The following is a 16646-nucleotide window of genomic DNA, read 5'->3' on the forward strand; positions in this document are numbered from 1 at the left end:
GACATCGAGGTCGACGAGCAGCTCGGCCCGCGGGATGTCCGGATCCAGATGAAGACCGTGGGCGTGTGCGGCAGTGACGTGCACTATTATACCCATGGCGGGATCGGGCAGTTCATCGTGCGCGAGCCGATGATCCTGGGCCATGAGGCGTCGGGCGTGGTGATCGAGACCGGCCCGGAGGTCACGCATCTGAAGGTGGGCGACCGGGTGTGCATGGAGCCGGGCATTCCGGATCCGAACAGCCGGGCGTCGCGGCTGGGGATGTATAATCTGGATCCGGCGGTGCAGTTCTGGGCGACGCCGCCGGTGCATGGGTGCCTGCGGCCGACGCTGGTGTTCCCGGCGGACTATACGTTCAAGATCCCGGACAACGTGTCGTTCGAGGCGGCGGCGATGGTCGAGCCGCTGGCCGTGGGCGTGCATGGCACGGTCAAGGCGCGGGTGACGCCGGGCGACACGGCGGTGGTGATCGGGGCGGGGCCGATCGGGCTGGTCACCGTGCTGGCGGCGTTCGCGGCCGGCTGCGCCAAGGTCTATGTCAGCGACATCGACGAGGGGAAGCTGGCGCTGGCGGAGAAGCTGGCCAAGGTGCCGGGCTCGGTGGTCGGGGTGAACGTGCGCGAGACGTCGGTGAAGGACGTGGTGATGCGCGACACCGATGGCTGGGGTGCCGATGTCGTGTTCGAGTGCTCGGGCAACGAGAAGGCGGCGGCGCAGGTGTTCCAGCCGCTGCGGCCGGGCGGATGCGTGGTGTTCATCGGGATGCCGCTGCACGACGTGGCGTACGACGTGCCGGGGGCGGCGCTGAAGGAGGCGCGGGTGGAGCATGTGTTCCGCTACGCGCATGTCTATCCGCGCTGCATCGCCATGCTGGGCTCTGGCGCCATCGACGTGTCGCCGCTGATCACCGACAAGTTCTCGTTCGACGAAAGCGTGAAGGCGTTCGAGTACGCCGCGACCTCGCCCAAGGGCTCGGTGAAGATCCAGATCGACATGCCGGGCTGACGCCGGGCGGCCATCATGGTGGGTAGGTCCGCCATGATGGCCGGCTTCAGGATGCTTTAGCGGTCCAGGTCGGCCTCGGCCTCCTGCAGTTCCCACTGCGCCTCGCGCAGGTCGCGCCTTGCGTCCTCGATGTCCTCCCAGTCGCCCTCGCGCTCGGCGCGGGCCAGGTCTTCCTTGTCCTCCTCGACCTCGCGGCGCTTCTCCGCGACCCGCTCCTCGCGCTCGGCGCGCAGCTTGGCGTCGTCGCACTTCTGCTTGGCGTCGACCACCGCCTTCTGCAGGCCGTCGGCCCGCTCGATCTCGCCGGCAGCACGGGCCTCGTCGCGCTTGACCTCCAGGTCGGCGACCCGGGCGGCGCAGCCGCGCAACTCCTGGGCATCGGCGGTGGCGGCGAGGGCAGGCAGGGTCAGGAGGGCGGTCGCGAGCAGCACGTACTTCATCGTTGATCTCCAAGGGAAAGAGGCCGCACCAGGGCTGGACCCTGGCGCCCGCTCGCATATAGCAGGGCGCGGGCGGGCGCCCAGGAGGATCAGTGACGATGCAGCAGGTCGAGCTGCCGGGTGGCGAGCGGGTGCCGGCGCTGGGGCAGGGCACCTGGTACATGGGCGAGCAGGCGGCCAGCCGCAGGACGGAGGTGGCAGCACTGCGCCGGGGCATCGAGCTCGGCATGACGCTGATCGACACCGCCGAGATGTATGGCGAAGGCGGGGCCGAGATCGTGGTCGGCGAGGCGATTGCCGGCCAGCGCGACGGGGTGTTCATCGTCAGCAAGGTCTATCCGCACAATGCCTCGGCCAAGGGTACGGTTGCCGCCTGCGAGCGCAGCCTGCAGCGGCTCAACACCGACCGGATCGACCTCTATCTGCTGCACTGGCGCGGCCGTTATCCGCTGGGCGAGACGGTGGCGGCGTTCGAGCGGCTCCAGCGGGACGGCAAGATCCGCCACTGGGGGGTGAGCAATCTCGACACGGACGACATGGAGGAACTGTCGGGTGTGCCGGGCGGGAAGGCCTGTGCCGCCAACCAGATCCTCCTGAACCTGACCCGGCGCGGGCCGGAGTTCGACCTTCTGCCCTGGTGCCGCCGCCACGGCGTGCCGGTCATGGCCTACAGCCCGATCGAGCAGGGGCGGCTGCCGGCGAGCCCGGCGCTGGACGAGCTGGCAGGCCGCCATGGCGTCGACCGGTTCACGATCGCATTGGCCTGGGTGCTGCATCATCCGGGCGTGATCGCGATCCCCAAGGCCAGCAGCCAGGCTCATGTGGCAGCGAACCGGCGGGCGGCCGACCTCCGGCTGGACGCGGAGGACCTGGCGCTGCTGGACCGGGCGTTCCCGCCGCCCCGCCGCAAGCGGCCCCTGGAGATGCTGTAGCGCCAGGGACCCGCACCCGACAGTGGCAGGGCGGCCGAGGTCCAGGCCTGTTCCAGGCTGGGACCGGCTGTAGCCTGCGGTTATTCGGGCAGTTGCCGAACACCGCTGCTGTTCACTTGGAAGGCGTGTAGGTTATTCTCGGCGTGCTGTCAGAAGTATCCCGGAAGTACTTGAATAGGTATGTACATGTCACAGTGCGCCGCCGGTGCCGATCTTGAACAATCATTTAAGTTGATCGCTCCGGAGGCGGGGGTTAGCGTCGGGGTCGACTTGGGCGGCCTGGAAGAGCATGGCCGGGCAGGTGCACGTGGGGCGCAACTACCAGCATGTGAACGGGCCATGGCGACCTTGAGGTCTGGTTCGGTATCCTTGGGCGGGCCGGTAACGCGGCAGACGCTGGTGATCGAGCCCGAGATGGCCGGGATGCTGGTGCTCCTGCCCGACGAGCAGGTGCTGAGCAGCCACCAGCGCGACGACGGCCGGATCGAGCTGACGATCGGGCCCAAGCCCAGACGCCGTGCCTCGTCCTCGCCCTGGCCCTGGATCGCGTTCGCCGTGGCCGGCACCGCCGCCGGCATCGTGCTGGCCCAGTTCGGCCGCCATCTCCTGCCGTTCTGACCTCATTCGCGGCGGCCCGCCGAGTCGGGGCTGGCCTGCTCCCTAGCCCTTGACCGCGCCCAGCGTCAGGCCACGCACGATCCATTGCTGGGTGAGCACCGCCAGCACCACCGGCGGCAGGATGGCGACCAGGGCGCGCACGCTGACCGAGGGGAAGTCGAGGCTGCGCACGCCCTCCCCTGAGCCGATCAGCAGCGGCAGGGTCTGCGAATCAGGCCCGGACAGGATCAGCGCGAACAGGAACTCGTTCCAGGAGAAGGCGAAGGTGATGAGCGTCGCCGCGACCAGGCCCGGCACGGCCAGCGGCAGCGCGATCTTGCGGAAGATCTGCAGGTCGCTGGCACCGTCGACCTTGGCCGCCTCCTCGATCTCGCGCGGCAGCTCGGCGAAGATCGAGCGCATGATCAGGATCACGAAGGGCAGGTTGAAGGTCACGTGGGCGAGCGTGATCGCCGAGAGCGTGTTGAGCAGGTTGCGATCCCCCTCCAGGACGCAGACCAGCTGCAGGGGCTGGGGCAGCCACAGGCCGAACGGCAGGGCGATCGGCCCGCAGGCGGCGCGCATCATCAGTAGGTAGGGGATGATCACCACCGCCGGCGGCAGGAAGCGCTGCGACAGGAACCACAAGGTGATGTTGAAATTGTCGGGCCGCCGGTAGCGGAACCGCCCGAGGGCGAAGCCGGCGAGCGTGCCGATCGGGATGACGACCAGCAGGTGGCAGAACGCCACGACCAGGCTGCGGCCGAGCGCCGTCGACAGCTCCGACTGTTCCAGAAGCTCGAATGACCAGGTCTCGAGCGTCGGCATGAACTGCAGGAACGGGATGAACAGAGGCTTGTAGGTGTCCTCCAGCGTCATGAGCGAGTTGCGGATCGCCCAGAGCAGTGGGGCGAGCGCAATGGTCAGCGCGAGGAGCAGCCCCAGCAGCCAGAGCAGGCGCAGGAACGGGGGCAGGCGACCGGCTACGTTCATCTCAGTCTCCCGCCTGCCAGACCGTCCGGAACCGGCCGAACAGGATGAAGGCGTTCACCACCACCAGCACGACCACCAGGAACAGAAACGACGCGGCGGACGCATAGCCGATGTCGAACCCGGTGAAGGCGGTGCGGTAGATGAAGATGCTGAAGGTCTCGTTGGCGCGGCCGGGCCCGCCGGCGGTGAGCGCGAACGGGATGTCGATGATCTTCAGCGCTTCCACCAGGCGCAGCAGCACGGTGAGCGCGATCAGCGGCCGGAGCAGTGGCAAGGTGATGTGCCAGAGCATCTCGAAACGGCGGTTGGTGTCGAGCCGTGCCGCCTCGTAGAGCTCGTCCGGGATGCTCTGCAGGCCCGCCAGCAGGATCAGGAAGCAGAACGGCGTCCATTGCCAGATGTCGAGCAGGGCCACGGCGATGCGCGCCGACCAGGGATTGGACATCCACGGGACGCCGCTGCCGAAGATCGCGGTCAGGGCGACATTGATCGGGCCGGCATCGGCATAGATGATCCGGCCGAGAAAGCCCAAGCCCACCGGCGTGGCGAACAGGGGCAGGAGCAGCAGGGTGCGCACGAGGCCGCGCAGGCGGAACTCGCGGTTGACGAGCAGCGCCAGGCCCAGGCCCAGCACGATCTGGATCGCGACGGTCACCGCCGCATAGCCGAGCGTGAAGCCCAGGGCACCCCAGACACGGTCGTCGCCGAACAGGCGCCCATAGTTCTTGAGGCCGGCGAACTCCAGGGGCCGGCCCATGCCGCGCGACTGCTGCAGGCTCAGCCACAGGGCATAGAACAGCGGGAACAACGTGAAGCCGCAGGTCCAGATGACCGCGGGCAGCAGGAACCAGGCCTTGGCGGAGCGGAAGCGGCCAAGGCGCGGGCGGCGTGCCGCCACCCGCGCCCGGCCTTCCGCACCTGTGGTGACGGCGGTGCTCACTGCAGGCCGAGGGTCAGCCGGTAGGCCTCCTTCTGGCTGTCCACCCCGAGCCGGTCGGTGATCGACCGCCACTGCTCGGCGACGCCATCCAGGGCCTGCTGCGGTTCGAGCTGCCCAGTGAGGGTCTGCTGGAGGGCGATCTCGAGCGCCAGATTGTACTCGGCGGCACCCGGGATCTTGAAATACTCGAAGGTCGGCCCCGCCAAGTTATCGTGGATCGCCTGGGAGACCGTCTCGGCATCCCCCTTGTCGAAGCCGCCGGCCAAGTAGGTCTCGAGCTTGGCGGTGCCATTCGGCGGGAGGAAGTCGGCCTTCTGGCCGATGTCGATCCCGTCAAAACCCCATTTCACGTTCCAGACGCGCATGGTGGGCGAGCCCAGGAAGGCGAACAGGGCGTAGGTCGCCTCCGGGTTCTTCGACAGGGCCGACACCTCGCCGGACCAGCTGGCGCCGAACACGTTGTAGGCCGGCCGCGGCTGGTCGACATGGACCATCTTGCCGTCCCGCGCGTTGTAGACCTCTTCGGAGCCCGGGATGACCATGGCGCCGAGATTGCCCTTGATCTTCGAGCCTTCCTCTTCCGCCAGGGCCGCGATGTCACCGGCACTCCAGGCAAACGCCGCCTCGCCCTGGACGAAGCGGTTGAAATGGCCGCCCAGGTCGATCGAGGCGAAGTCGGCCGGCCCGCAGGCATAGGCCTGCTTCATCCATTCCAGCGCCGCGACGTTGCCGGGCCCGTTGATCAGGGGCTCCATCGTGTCCGGGTCGAAGTGGTAGGTCTCGCGGAACCCGTCCTTGGCACCGCCCACCATGGTGCTCCAGCTGTCGGCGAAGTCCTTGTACCAGTCGAACAGCTGGCTGTTCAAAGCACCCGGTTGCATCACGCCATAGAGATTCTTGCCGGTGCCGAGGGGGTCCTTGCCGTTCAGGTAGCAGGCCATCTCCAGCAGTTCCTGCTGGGACTGCGGCGGGCGCATCTCCTTGCCGGTATCGGCCTTGTACTGGGCTTGGACCTCCGGGTTCTCGATCAGGTCCTTGCGGTAGTAGAGGATGTGGGAATCGGCATCCCAAGGTACTGCGTACCAGTCGCTGCCCCAGCGGAACAAAGGCTGCATCGACGGCATCAGCGTGCTCATGCCGCGCTCGGCACCGTCGCTGATCCGGCATTCCTCGTTGGTGAACACCTTGGGGAACCTGGGGTCGCACATATAGTCGTTCAGGACGACCAGCTTGTCCTTCATGTCGCCCAGGAAGACCATCGGCGGGACGAAGCCGTCATAGGCGCCGGTATCGGTGAACAGGTCGTTGAAGATCACCGGCGCCAGGTCGTTGAAGGGCTTGAGCACCACCTGGAGCTTCTGGCCGGACAGTTCCTCCCAGGCCTTCTGCCAGGGCAGGATGCCGCCCGAGATGGCGCCGCGCGGGCCGGCGTTCAGGGTGACCACCGAGACGGTGATGCCGTCATAGGGCTTGGTGCCGTTGGCCCAGGCGTCCTCGATCACGGAGCCGAGCGTGCCCTTGGGGAAGGTGATGCTGTCGCCGACGTCGCTCTTCAGCTCGATGCTCCCGTCGGGATGGCGGGTCACCAGCCCTTCGGCATGGCCGACCGCCGGCAGGAGCATCAGCCCGGCCGAGGCAAGGAACGCAGCTTTCCTCATTCCATTCCTCCCTGTCCTGGACGCCGTCGGAACGTGCGAGCGTCGGGCGGCGTCTTCTCGTTGATCCTCGATGGCAAAGGTCAACTTGTCCCGACACGCCTTCCCATGCAGGCAGGCGCACCGCGGCGCCGGATTCGCGCTGACCGTCTTCAGCGCGGCCGACAGCAAGCCATTGGAGCAGGCACGCGTGAGCGCTGCGCCGGCGGCCCAGGTTAGAAGTACGAGGAGTAACTGTCGGACGATTATGCTGCTCTGGCAATCATCATTGCCATCACGAACCACCCTCGACGGTGACTTTTGCCTGCCTTGGCATCTCGTCTGCCAGCCTTGCGCTGGCAGTCCATGGCAGCGATTCGGTCGGGCCTGCCCTCGGGAATGAGGCCCGGGAACAATCGCGTCTCGCGGCTTTCAGGTGTGCGGTACGGGGCGGGCCGCGGGCCGGGAGCAGGCCAGAGGCCCGCTCCCGGGATGCTCAGATCGAGCGCAACCACCACTCCCAGCGCGGGTCCAGGATCACCGAGCGGGCGCGCGCGGCCTTCCAGTCGCCATACTTCTGGTAGTCGAAGTCCCAGTCGGTCAGCATCCGGTTCTGGATCGCCCAGCCGGCCCACTTGATGTCGGCCAGCGCCCGGCCGATCCAGACCCGGGCCACTATGTCCTGGCGGACCTCGCCGTAATAGGCCTCGATCAGCTCCAGCGAGCGCGCTTCTGTGAAGAACATCTCGCCCAGCAGCACGCCCAGCTCGTAGGCGCGCTCGTTGTTGGACGCGAACTCGTAGTCCACGATCTTCATGGGCTTGCCCGGGCTGACCAGGAAGTTGCCGGGCATGGGATCGTTGAAGCAGGGCACCAGGTCCAGGCCCGACGCCATGAACGCGTCCTTGGCCAGCCGGTACTGCTTCATCAGCCAGGGATAGTCGTGCGGTAGCAGGGCGCCCAGCTGCTCGGCGTCGCGCCAGTGCTCCTCGATCATCTCGAAGATGGTCTTGGTGAGGTCGAGCTTCGGCCCGGCGTTCAGCCGCCGGTAGCAGTCGATCACCGCCTCCTGGATCGCCGGGTTCTCGAAGTCGGCATTGGTGCAGGCCTGGTAGCCTTCCAGGAATTCGTGGACTTCCAGCCCGTCGGATGGATCGAAATGGATCACCTCGGGGGCAAGGCCCATCGCATGGGCGTTGACCGCCGCCTGGTGCGCCACCGCCCGGTCGATGAACTTCTCCGTGCCCGGGCCCGGCACCTTCACGAAATAGCGGCGCGCATGGCCGCTCACGCTGATCAGCCAGTTGCGGTTGTTGATGCCGCCCACCAGCATCCGGTAGCGGACCTCGCCGTCCGCGAAATGCGGCACCCGCCGGATCGCCGCCTCGATCGCCTGCTCGTCCGCGGTGCGCGCCTCGCCCAGCAGCCGTTCCGTCGTCGCCATCAGACCCTCCGCAGCCGCTCGGCAAAGCGCGGCTCGCGGACCGCCTGCCGACAATGGAAGAAGCGCCAGCTCCCATACTTGAGGAACTCGAGGCTGGGCCTGGTCGACACCTTGGCCAGCAGGAAGCCGATCAGCCCCCAGCGCAGATGGTCGGCGATGCCGTAGAGCATGGTCCTAGCGAACAGCGCCTCGTCCATGCTGCCATGCGCCATCACGAAGATGCCGCGCGCCTCCGGCTCCTGCTGCGCCGCCTCGACGATGAAGCTGCCCAGATCGGCGAACGGGTCCATGTCGGCCGCCCGGTCCCAGTCGACCAGCAGGACCTGCTTGTCGGGACCTACCAGGAAGTTCGAGGCGTTGCCGTCGCCATGCGCCGGGACCAGGTCGACGCCGGCCGCCAGGATCGCGCGCTCGGCGTCCATGACGTTGTCGACCAGCCAGTCGATGTCCGCGGGCAGCGGCGCGTCCGCGCTGCGGCAGGCATCGTGGAAGCGGCGGATCTCATCGAACACGCTCACCTGCCGGCCGAGCGCGCCGGTCCTGTGGAAGGCCTGGCGCTGGCGGAGCAGGTTCGCCACGATCGCCGGGTCGCGCAGCCGGTCGAGCGTGCCGGTGCGAAAGCCCGTGCAGTCCTCCATCAGCAGCGTGTCGTTGCCCAGGTCGACCGCGTCGATCCTGGGGCCGATGCCGAGCTCGGCCGCGACCTTGGCCGCGGCGAATGCCGTGCGGACGTCCACATAGTGTCCGGCATCCGCGTGCATGGTCTTCACGTGCCGCCGGCTGCCGTCCGGCAGGGTCGCCTTGAAGTGGACGCCGTCGACGCCGTGCCAGCCGGGCGAGGCCAGCACGGCGAAGGCCGGTTCCAGCACGATCTGCATCTCGGCGGCATCTGGCGCCTGTTCCGCCAGCAGGGCGGTGACGGCGGCCATGGCGCGGCCCCGATCCGGGTCGAGCTCGCTCATCGGCGGCGGTTCCTCCAGGAAGGAAGCGGTTTTGGGTTTGCTTCGATTTGGTCGTCACAGCCTAGGTAGGCTCGGCCGGTACGCAAAGCCGATTCTGCCGGGGTCTGCTTGACTTGCCGACCATGACGGCGGAGACCGGCAGCAGCGTGAAGGGGTAGGGCGATGCGGGAATTGTTGGAATCCTCGGCACTGTCGCTGGCAGCACGGTTCCGTGCCCGCGAGGTCTCGCCGGTCGAGGTCGTCGATGCGACACTCGACCGGATCGAGCAGTCCAACCGCGAGATCAACGCGCTGTGGTCGATCCGTGCCGAGGCGGCCCGCGATGCCGCCAAGGCTGCCGAGGCCCGCTTCGCCAAGGGCGAGCCGGCGGGCGCACTCGACGGCATCCCGGCCACGCTGAAGGACAGCATCCACGTCACCGGCTGGCCCTATCTGCACGGCACCGCGGCCAACGAGGGTAGGGCAGCCTCCACCTTCGACGCTCCGCCGGCGGCCCGCACGCTGGAAGCCGGGGCCATCCTGCTGGCCAAGACCACCATGCCGGATTTCGGCCTGCTGGCGGCCGGTGTGAGCTCCGCCTTCGGCATCGTCCGCAACCCCTGGGACCCGTCGACCAATACCGGCGGCTCCAGTGCCGGGGCAGGGGCGGCGCTGGCCACGGGCTTCTGCCATCTGGCGGTCGGCACCGACATCGCCGGCTCGGTGCGCCTGCCGGCCGCCCATTGCGGGGTGGTGGCGCTAAAGCCCACCCAGGGCCGCATCCCGCATCTGGTCCCGAGCACCACCCGCTCGGCCGGACCCATGGCGCGCAATGTCGCGGACGTAGCCTTCTATCTGACCACGCTCGCCGGCTTCGATAACCGCGACAGCGGCGCGCTGGCCCCGGAGAACATCGCCTATCACGAGCGGCTGGACGCGGACATGAAGGGCAGGCGGGTCGGCCTGCTCCTGTCCATGGGCTATGGAGCCCCGGTGGAGCCGGTCGTGCAGGACGTGGTGCGCGCCGCTGCCCGGGCGCTGGCGGATGCCGGGGCGATCGTGGAGGAGGTGGCGCCACCATTCGCCTATGACGCCTATGAGGCGATCGACCTGTCTCTGCAGGTGCGCGGCCTCGCCGAATATCGCAGCTTCACAAGAGAGCAGCAGGCCAGGGTTCTGCCGCAGGTCCGCGACTGGAGCCTCAAGGCCGAGGGCATCGACGGTGCCGCCTATTTCGACCTGCTCATCCGGATCGAGGCGAGCAAGCTGGAACTGCTGGCCGCGATCGACCGCTACGACTTCCTGGTGACGCCTACCCTGCCGTGCGTGGCCTTCCCAGCCGAGCAGGTAGGCCTGGACGTCGAGACGCCCCTGGCGCACGCGACCTTCACCGCCCTGTTCAACCAGACCGGCCAGCCGGCCCTGTCGCTGCCGTTCGGCCATGACGCCAAGAACCGGCCGATCGGGGTGCAGGTCGTCGGCCGGCGGCTGGACGATCTGGGCGTGCTGCAGGTCGGGGCTGCCCTGGAGAAGCTGCGCAGGCCGATGCCGGCCTGGCCGTTCTGAACCTGCTCGCCGGACGGCTGCCTCAGGTCCGCCCGCGATAGATCGGGGCACCCATCGGTGCGCCGGTGGTGCCGCCATCGACCATGATCTCGGCAGCGGTCACGTTCGAGGCATCGTCGGAGGCGAGGAACAGGACGGTCCGGGCCACCTCCTCGGCCTCGCCCAGGCGGCCGAGCGGAATGGCGGTGGAGAGGCTGGTTTCGAGCTGTGCCATGGCGGCAGCGTCCGGGGCCATCGGGTCCCAGATGGTGGTCCGGGCGGCGCCGGGGCTGACCTGGTTCACCCGGATCCCGTGCGGCGCCAGCTCGGCGGCGAGCACCCGGGTCATGGAGCGCACGGCACCCTTGGTCGCGGCATAGGCGGACCAGCCGGGGGCACCGGTCACGGCGAGCACTGAGCCGTTCAGGACGACCGACGCCCGGTCGTTCAGGTGAGGTACGGCTGCCTGCACCGTGAAGAAGACCGCGGTCAGGTTGGTCCGGATGATCGCCTCGAAGGCCGACAGCGTGGTCTGCCCGAGCGGCGTGGTCCCTGCGATCCCGGCATTGGCGAACAGGATGTCCAGCCCGCCGAACGCCCGGGCGGCCTCACCCACCGCTTGTTCGATCGCCGCCACGTCCGTGACGTCCGCCTGGATCGCCAGCAGGTTCTCGCCGAGCTCGGCCGCCGCGGCGTCGAGCGTCACTTGGCTGCGGCCGGTGATCGCGACCCTGGCCCCTTCCGCGATGAAGAGGCGGGCGGTCGCCAGCCCGATGCCGCTGTTGCCGCCGGTGATGAAGGCGGTCTTTCCCGCAAGGCGCATGGCACGCTTCCTTGGTTTCATGATGAAACCAACGGCTAGGCTTGCTGGTTTTATGATGCAACCATACTTTGGTAGGCAGCCCCGGGATGGGGCATGGTTGGCCAAGTGCGGCGGAGTCGGGTCGAAGTGGTGAAGCGCAAGAGCCTGGAAGGAAATCTGTGTCCGGTGGCCCGGTCGCTCGACATCATCGGCGACTGGTGGTCGCTCCTGATCGTCCGGGACGCGCTGCTGGGCGTGCGGCGCTTCAGCGAGTTCCAGCGCAGCCTGGGGGCGGCGAAGAATATCCTGACCGTCCGCCTGCGCAGGCTGGTGGCGGAAGGGATCCTGGAACTGGCGCCCGCCGCCGATGGCAGCGCCTATCAGGAATACGTGCCGACCCAGAAGGGCCGGGCGCTGCTGCCGGTACTGGCGGCACTCGGGCAATGGGGCCGCGAGCATCTGTTCGACCAGGGCGAGCCGTACGCGCTCATGATCGACGCCGAGCATGGGCGCCCGGTGCGGAAGCTGGAGATCCTGGCCCAGGACGGCCGGGTGCTCACCGCCGACGACGTCCTGGTGCAGCCCCGGCCCCATGTCAGGGCGACGGAGCCGCACGGCCAGGAATGATGCGCTGCGGCCTGGCCAAATGCCCGCCACGATCGTGCCATGGTGGCGAGTGGAGGATGGGCGAGGCGATCCTTGTGTTTCGTGTCCCCGGGCGCGGGAATATGGCTGTCATGGTTTCGGCCAGCTCCCGTGCCCCTTGGAGGCCCCGATGTTCACGATCCAGGTGCCCGGCCCCGAACAGCCCTACATCGCAGCCCTGGTTGCGGGGCTGCGCGAGCGTGAGGCGGCACCGGTCATCCGGCACCAGGGCCAGGACGTCACCGCGGCGGCCTTCCTAGGCACGATCTACCGCCATGCCAGGGTCCTGGCCGGCCAGGGCATCGGCCGGGGCAGCCTCGTGGCGCTGTTCGCGCCGAACCATCCCGAAGCGCTCGCAATCCGCTATGCGGCGCATCTGCTGGGTGCTGCAGCGGTGTTTCTGTCGGTGCCGGGGACGGCGGAGCGCCGGGTGGAACTGCTGGCGCAGATCGCGCCGGACTTGCTGGTGCTATTTGCGGAGACGGCAGGGCTCCTGCCGGAGGGCGTCAGGGTGCGGAGGGCCGCCGTCGGCATCGACCTGGCTGATGCGCTGCGCTTGGACCGGCTCGCGAAGGGCGAGCCGGGCGAGGCGGTCGAATGCCTGGCACGCCCGGACGATCTGGCGGTGATCGTCTCCTCCGGCGGCACCACCGGCGTGCCGAAAGGCAGTTGCCGCAGCTTTGCCACCTACTCGGCCATGGTGCATGCCCCGAGCAATCCCGGGCGGCGCCAGCTGGTCAACGGCCACCTGGCCTACCTGTCCCAGGTGCTGGTGGACATCACCCTGATCGGCGGCGGCACGGTGGTGCTGGATGGCCAGTTCGAGCCGGCGGCGACGCTCGCCATGATCGAGGCGGAGCGGATCACCGACCTGTTCCTGGTCGAGCCGCAGCTGTTCGAGCTGATGGACCATCCCGAGGTCGGGCAGCGCGACCTGTCCTCGCTGCGGGTGATCAACCATATCGGCGCCTCCGCGCCGGCCACCCTGCGCCGCCGTGCCCATACGCGGCTCGGGCCGGTGATCGCGCACACCTATGGCGCCAGCGAGATCGGCCTGGTCAGCGTGCTGACGCCGGCCGAGCACGACCCGGCGGTGCCGGAGCGGTTCACCTGTGCCGGCCGCATCTTCCCGGGCGTGGAGGTCCGCTTCCGTGGCGCGGACGGTGCGTTGGTCGCGCATAGGGAGACCGGCGGTATCGAGGTCCGGTCGCCCGCCATGGCTGCTGGCTACCGCAACCGGCTGGAGCTGCAGGCAGCCTCCTTCCAGGACGGCTGGTACCGGACCGGCGATCTCGGCCGGCTCGACCCAGACGGCTATCTGCACGTGCTTGGCCGCACCGCCGACATCGCCTGGGTCGATGGGCAGATGGTGAGCCCGACCCTGCTGGAAGACCTGCTGTGCGGCCTGCCGGACGTGCGCTACGCCGTGGTCGTGGCCGAGCCCGACGGTGCTGCCCGGATCGCCGCCATGCTGCCCTGGCCGGGTGGCACGATCGACCTGGCAGCCTGCGCGGCCGCGGTCCTGGCCGGGTTCGGTACTACCGTGGTCCGGTCGATGGTCTGGCTGCCCCTGGAGCGGATGCCGCTCACCGAGCAGGGCAAACCCGACCAAGCCGCGATCCGTGAACTCGGCCAGAATGCCCTGCCGGCTGCCGACCTCAGCTGACCGACGGCCCTTCCAGCACCAGCCGCTCCAGCATCGAACCGAGCCAGGCGACGCCCAGCTCCAGGTCGGCGGGCTCGGTCCATTCGCGCGGCGAGTGGCACAGGCCGTCGCGGCTCGGCACCGCGACCACGACCGAGGGACAGATTCGCGCCATCGGCATGGCGTCGTGCGCGGCGATGGTCTCCAGGGCCTGCGGCGTCACGCCGAGATCGGCCGCGGTGGCTCGCGCCAGGTCGCGCAGGCCGGGCGCGAAGGCGCCGGGGGCACGGTATTCGTCGCGCACGATCCGGTGCGTCACCCGGGCGATCGCCGCGGCGTAGGGGATCAGGTCCTGCAGCCGGGAATGGGCGTCCGCCATGATGCTCGCATCGGCCGAGCGGATCTCAAGGAACAGCTTGGCCTGGTCCGGCACCACGTTCGGCGAGTTCGGCAGGACTTCCAGACGGCCCACGGAGGTGTGCAGGGCGCCGGGGAAGGTGTCGGCCAGGCGGCGCAGGCCGGTGATCACCTCGGCCGCGGCGAGCAGGGCGTCCTTGCGCTTCACCATCGGCGTCGGCCCGGTATGGGCGGTGGCGCCGCTGAACAGGAGCTCCAGCTTGTGCGCACCCCACCAGCGGTCGAACACGCCCAGCCGCGTGCCGCTCTGCTCCAGCTCAGGGCCGCATTCCACGTGCAGCTCGACATAGGCGGCGGGCCTGGGCGCCTGGTCGGTGCCACGGAAGCCGATCGCGTCCAGTGCGTCGGCCACACTCACCCCGCTGCCGTCCCTGCGGGCAAGTGCCTGCTCCAGCGGCAGGATCCCGGCATGGACCGAGGAACCTAGCAGGCTTGGCTGGAACCGCGCGCCCTCCTCGCCGGTCCAGGCGACCACGCCCAGGTTGGCGCGTGGTTTTTGCCCGTTCAGGCGCTCCTTCAGCGCCGTTGCCGCCTCCAGCGCCGCCATCACACCATAGGCGCCGTCCAGCCGGCCGCCCTTGGGCTGGCTGTCGATGTGGGAGCCCGTGAACACCCAGGGTGCCTCCTGGCCCGCCTCTTGCTCAGCCAGCTTCATGAGCCCGAACACATTGCCGATACCGTCGATCCGGACCTCGCAACCAGCGGCTGCCATCCGTTCCGCCAGCTCGCGCCGGGCTTGGCCGTTGGCGGCGCTGGCCTCGACGCGGTCCACGCCGCCATCACCGGTGCTGCCGATCTGCGAGAAGGATTCGAGCCGGTCGAGAAAGCCCTGCGGGCAGGCGAATCTGGCGGACAATGGTCGGTTCCGGGACTGTGGGATTAGTGGGTTTCTTGGTATGCGCCGTTGACGCTCGTCGCAAGCCGCGCCTACGCTCACGCAAGCTGCCAGGGAAGCGGGCGGGCCCACGCCAGGCTCGATTTTTCCGGGCGGCCCCGAGGGCAAGACAACAAGACATGGCAGGCGGTCGGACGGGGGAGTCTCGGCGCCGGAACCGGAGGGGTGGGTAAATGAGCATCTCATCGATCGTCGCACCGTCGCGACGCAGTTTCCTGAAGACCAGTGCAGCGGGTGCTGCAGCGCTGACGCTGCCGGCACCCTTCATCAAGCGCGCCTACGGCCAGAGCCGCAACACCATGGTGTTCGGCTCCGGCGAGCCGCTCACCGGCAACTGGGACCCCACCTCGCACACCGTGCTTTCCCAGATCAATCTGGAAGGCTACGTGATGGGCCAGCTCTTCCGCACGCCGATGAAGAGCGAGAACCCGACCGATATCGTCTGGGAGCTGGCGACCGGGCAGAAGATCGTCGATCTCTACACGATCGAATACTCGCTGCGTGACGGCGTGACCTTTCACGACGGCAAGAAGTTCGGCGCGGAGGACGTCAAGGCGACCTTCGAATATGCGTCGAGCCCCGGCCGCCCGGCCGCCTGGTACCCGGGTGAGTGCGAGGTCGAGATCGTCGACGACCTGACCGTGCGCGTGCACACCAAGAAGGGCAACTACCCGGCAGCGGCCTTCTACTTCCTGGCCGGCTTCCTGCCGATCATGTCGGCCAAGGACATCGCCGACCCGGCCACCCTGCAGGGCCGCCCGAACGGCACTGGCCCGTTCAAGTTCGCCGAGCAGCGTGGCAACACCACCGTGCTCAAGGCCTTCGACGGCTACATGCACGGCAAGCCGCTGCTGGAGGAGGTCCACTTCTCCTATATCGGCGACGCCACCACCCGCGTGCTGGCGCTGCTCTCCGGCGAGATCGACATCACCGAGCGGCTGGAGCCGGAGCAGTACGATTCGCTTTCCAGCGAATCGAAGGTCACGCTGCACCGCACCGTCTCGACCGAGAACAAGTACCTGCACTTCCGCTGCGACAAGCCGCCCTTCGACAACCCGAAGCTGCGCCTGGCTGCCTGCCACGCGATCGACCGCGACCAGATCCTGGGCGTGATGGGTGCGGCCGGCGAGGCGTCCAACAGCTACATGTCGCCGGTGAAGTTCGGCTACACCGACCTGCCGAACTATCCGACCTACGACCCGGCCAAGTGCCAGGAGTTGCTGGCCGAGGCCGGCTTCCCGAACGGCCAGGGCCTGCCGGAGATGGAATACTTCACCTCCATGGGCTTCTACCCGAAGACCAAGGAGTATGGTGAAGTCATCGCCGCGATGCTCCAGGAGCAGGGCTTCCCGATCAAGTTCACGGTGATGGAGACCGCCGCCTGGGGTGCGCGCCTCTACCAGCAGGCTGGCCAGCCGAGCTTCGGCGACATGGTCGACTGCGGCTGGTCGACCGGCTCGCCCGAGCCCGACCTGGTGCTGCGCTCGATGTTCTACAGCAAGGCCGGTCCCAAGGGCGGCCTGATCAACGGCATCCAGGACGAGGAGATCGACGCCGCGCTCAACGCCGAGCAGGCCGAGCCGGATCCGGACAAGCGCCTGGCGCTGGTGGCCCAGGCCGCCGAGGCGATCGCCGCCAAGGCGCCGTCCTTGTCGCTGTTCACCTCGGTGCTGCTGCACGGCTACCGCACCGGGCTGGAAGGGCTGACCTTCTATCCGAACGGCCCGATCGACGCGAGCAAGGCCTCCTTCAAGGCCTGAGCAGCACAGAG

General features: G+C 68.4%; 15 protein-coding genes. 7 read left to right on the forward strand and 8 right to left on the reverse strand.

Translation table 11 applies throughout. From position 1 onward, the window contains the following. Positions 1-3 precede the first annotated feature (3 nt). Entirely contained in the window at positions 4-1005 is a 1002-nt protein-coding gene (locus VNS22_RS08620; RefSeq protein ID WP_414653338.1) for an NAD(P)-dependent alcohol dehydrogenase, read from the forward strand. Positions 1006-1061: 56 nt separating this feature from the next. On the opposite strand, the gene VNS22_RS08625 is transcribed toward VNS22_RS08620, so the two are convergent. Further along, complete coding sequence (locus VNS22_RS08625) at positions 1062-1445, reverse strand: DUF1090 family protein (RefSeq protein ID WP_325731570.1); 384 nt, start codon at positions 1443-1445, stop codon at positions 1062-1064. Positions 1446-1543: 98 nt separating this feature from the next. On the opposite strand from VNS22_RS08625, the gene VNS22_RS08630 reads away from it, so the two are divergent. Both VNS22_RS08630 and VNS22_RS08635 read left to right on the forward strand, forming a co-directional pair. Next, a complete protein-coding gene (locus VNS22_RS08630; protein ID WP_325731571.1) occupies positions 1544-2377 on the forward strand; it encodes an aldo/keto reductase in 834 nt (277 codons plus the stop codon). A 399-nt stretch (positions 2378-2776) separates the two neighbouring features. After that, the gene (locus VNS22_RS08635; protein WP_325731573.1) at positions 2777-2995 is read left to right on the forward strand and encodes a hypothetical protein; all 219 of its coding nucleotides are present in this window, start codon (positions 2777-2779) and stop codon (positions 2993-2995) included. Positions 2996-3037: 42 nt separating this feature from the next. On the opposite strand, the gene VNS22_RS08640 is transcribed toward VNS22_RS08635, so the two are convergent. The 5 genes from VNS22_RS08640 to VNS22_RS08660 form a co-directional block, all read right to left on the reverse strand. Beyond that, entirely contained in the window at positions 3038-3967 is a 930-nt protein-coding gene (locus VNS22_RS08640; protein ID WP_325731575.1) for a carbohydrate ABC transporter permease, read from the reverse strand. Between the two features lies 1 nt (position 3968). Further along, positions 3969-4907: a sugar ABC transporter permease gene (locus VNS22_RS08645; RefSeq protein ID WP_325731577.1), complete on the reverse strand. Its 939-nt coding sequence runs from the start codon at positions 4905-4907 to the stop codon at positions 3969-3971. Then, on the reverse strand, positions 4904-6565 hold the full coding sequence (locus VNS22_RS08650; protein ID WP_325731579.1) for a hypothetical protein: 1662 nt from the start codon (positions 6563-6565) through the stop codon (positions 4904-4906). Before VNS22_RS08650 ends, VNS22_RS08645 begins: the two co-directional genes overlap by 4 nt. Before the next feature lie 472 nt (positions 6566-7037). Next, positions 7038-7985: a choline kinase family protein gene (locus VNS22_RS08655; protein ID WP_325731580.1), complete on the reverse strand. Its 948-nt coding sequence runs from the start codon at positions 7983-7985 to the stop codon at positions 7038-7040. Beyond that, positions 7985-8947 carry a phosphotransferase family protein gene (locus VNS22_RS08660; RefSeq protein WP_325731582.1) on the reverse strand — a complete coding sequence of 321 codons (963 nt, stop codon included), beginning with the start codon at positions 8945-8947 and terminating at the stop codon, positions 7985-7987. Before VNS22_RS08660 ends, VNS22_RS08655 begins: the two co-directional genes overlap by 1 nt. Positions 8948-9109: 162 nt before the next feature. Between VNS22_RS08660 and VNS22_RS08665 the strand changes: the two genes are divergently transcribed. Beyond that, positions 9110-10492 carry an amidase gene (locus VNS22_RS08665; RefSeq protein WP_325731584.1) on the forward strand — a complete coding sequence of 461 codons (1383 nt, stop codon included), beginning with the start codon at positions 9110-9112 and terminating at the stop codon, positions 10490-10492. Between the two features lie 22 nt (positions 10493-10514). Here VNS22_RS08665 and VNS22_RS08670 read toward each other — a convergent pair whose 3' ends face one another. After that, the gene (locus VNS22_RS08670) at positions 10515-11294 is read right to left on the reverse strand and encodes an SDR family NAD(P)-dependent oxidoreductase (protein WP_325731586.1); all 780 of its coding nucleotides are present in this window, start codon (positions 11292-11294) and stop codon (positions 10515-10517) included. A gap of 93 nt (positions 11295-11387) precedes the next feature. Between VNS22_RS08670 and VNS22_RS08675 the strand changes: the two genes are divergently transcribed. After that, complete coding sequence (locus VNS22_RS08675; protein WP_325731588.1) at positions 11388-11900, forward strand: helix-turn-helix domain-containing protein; 513 nt, start codon at positions 11388-11390, stop codon at positions 11898-11900. Between the two features lie 148 nt (positions 11901-12048). After that, complete coding sequence (locus VNS22_RS08680) at positions 12049-13584, forward strand: class I adenylate-forming enzyme family protein (protein ID WP_325731589.1); 1536 nt, start codon at positions 12049-12051, stop codon at positions 13582-13584. Here the strand turns inward: VNS22_RS08680 and VNS22_RS08685 are convergent. Then, on the reverse strand, positions 13577-14836 hold the full coding sequence (locus tag VNS22_RS08685) for a Zn-dependent hydrolase (RefSeq protein WP_325731591.1): 1260 nt from the start codon (positions 14834-14836) through the stop codon (positions 13577-13579). The two genes, VNS22_RS08680 and VNS22_RS08685, sit on opposite strands and share 8 nt — an antisense overlap. A 212-nt stretch (positions 14837-15048) precedes the next feature. Between VNS22_RS08685 and VNS22_RS08690 the strand changes: the two genes are divergently transcribed. Beyond that, positions 15049-16635, forward strand: a complete 1587-nt coding sequence (locus VNS22_RS08690) for an ABC transporter substrate-binding protein (protein WP_325731593.1) — start codon at positions 15049-15051, stop codon at positions 16633-16635. The last annotated feature ends 11 nt before the right edge of the window (positions 16636-16646 follow it).

Source organism: Geminicoccus sp. (assembly GCF_035556675.1).
In the GTDB taxonomy this organism is placed as follows: Bacteria; Pseudomonadota; Alphaproteobacteria; order Geminicoccales; family Geminicoccaceae; genus Geminicoccus.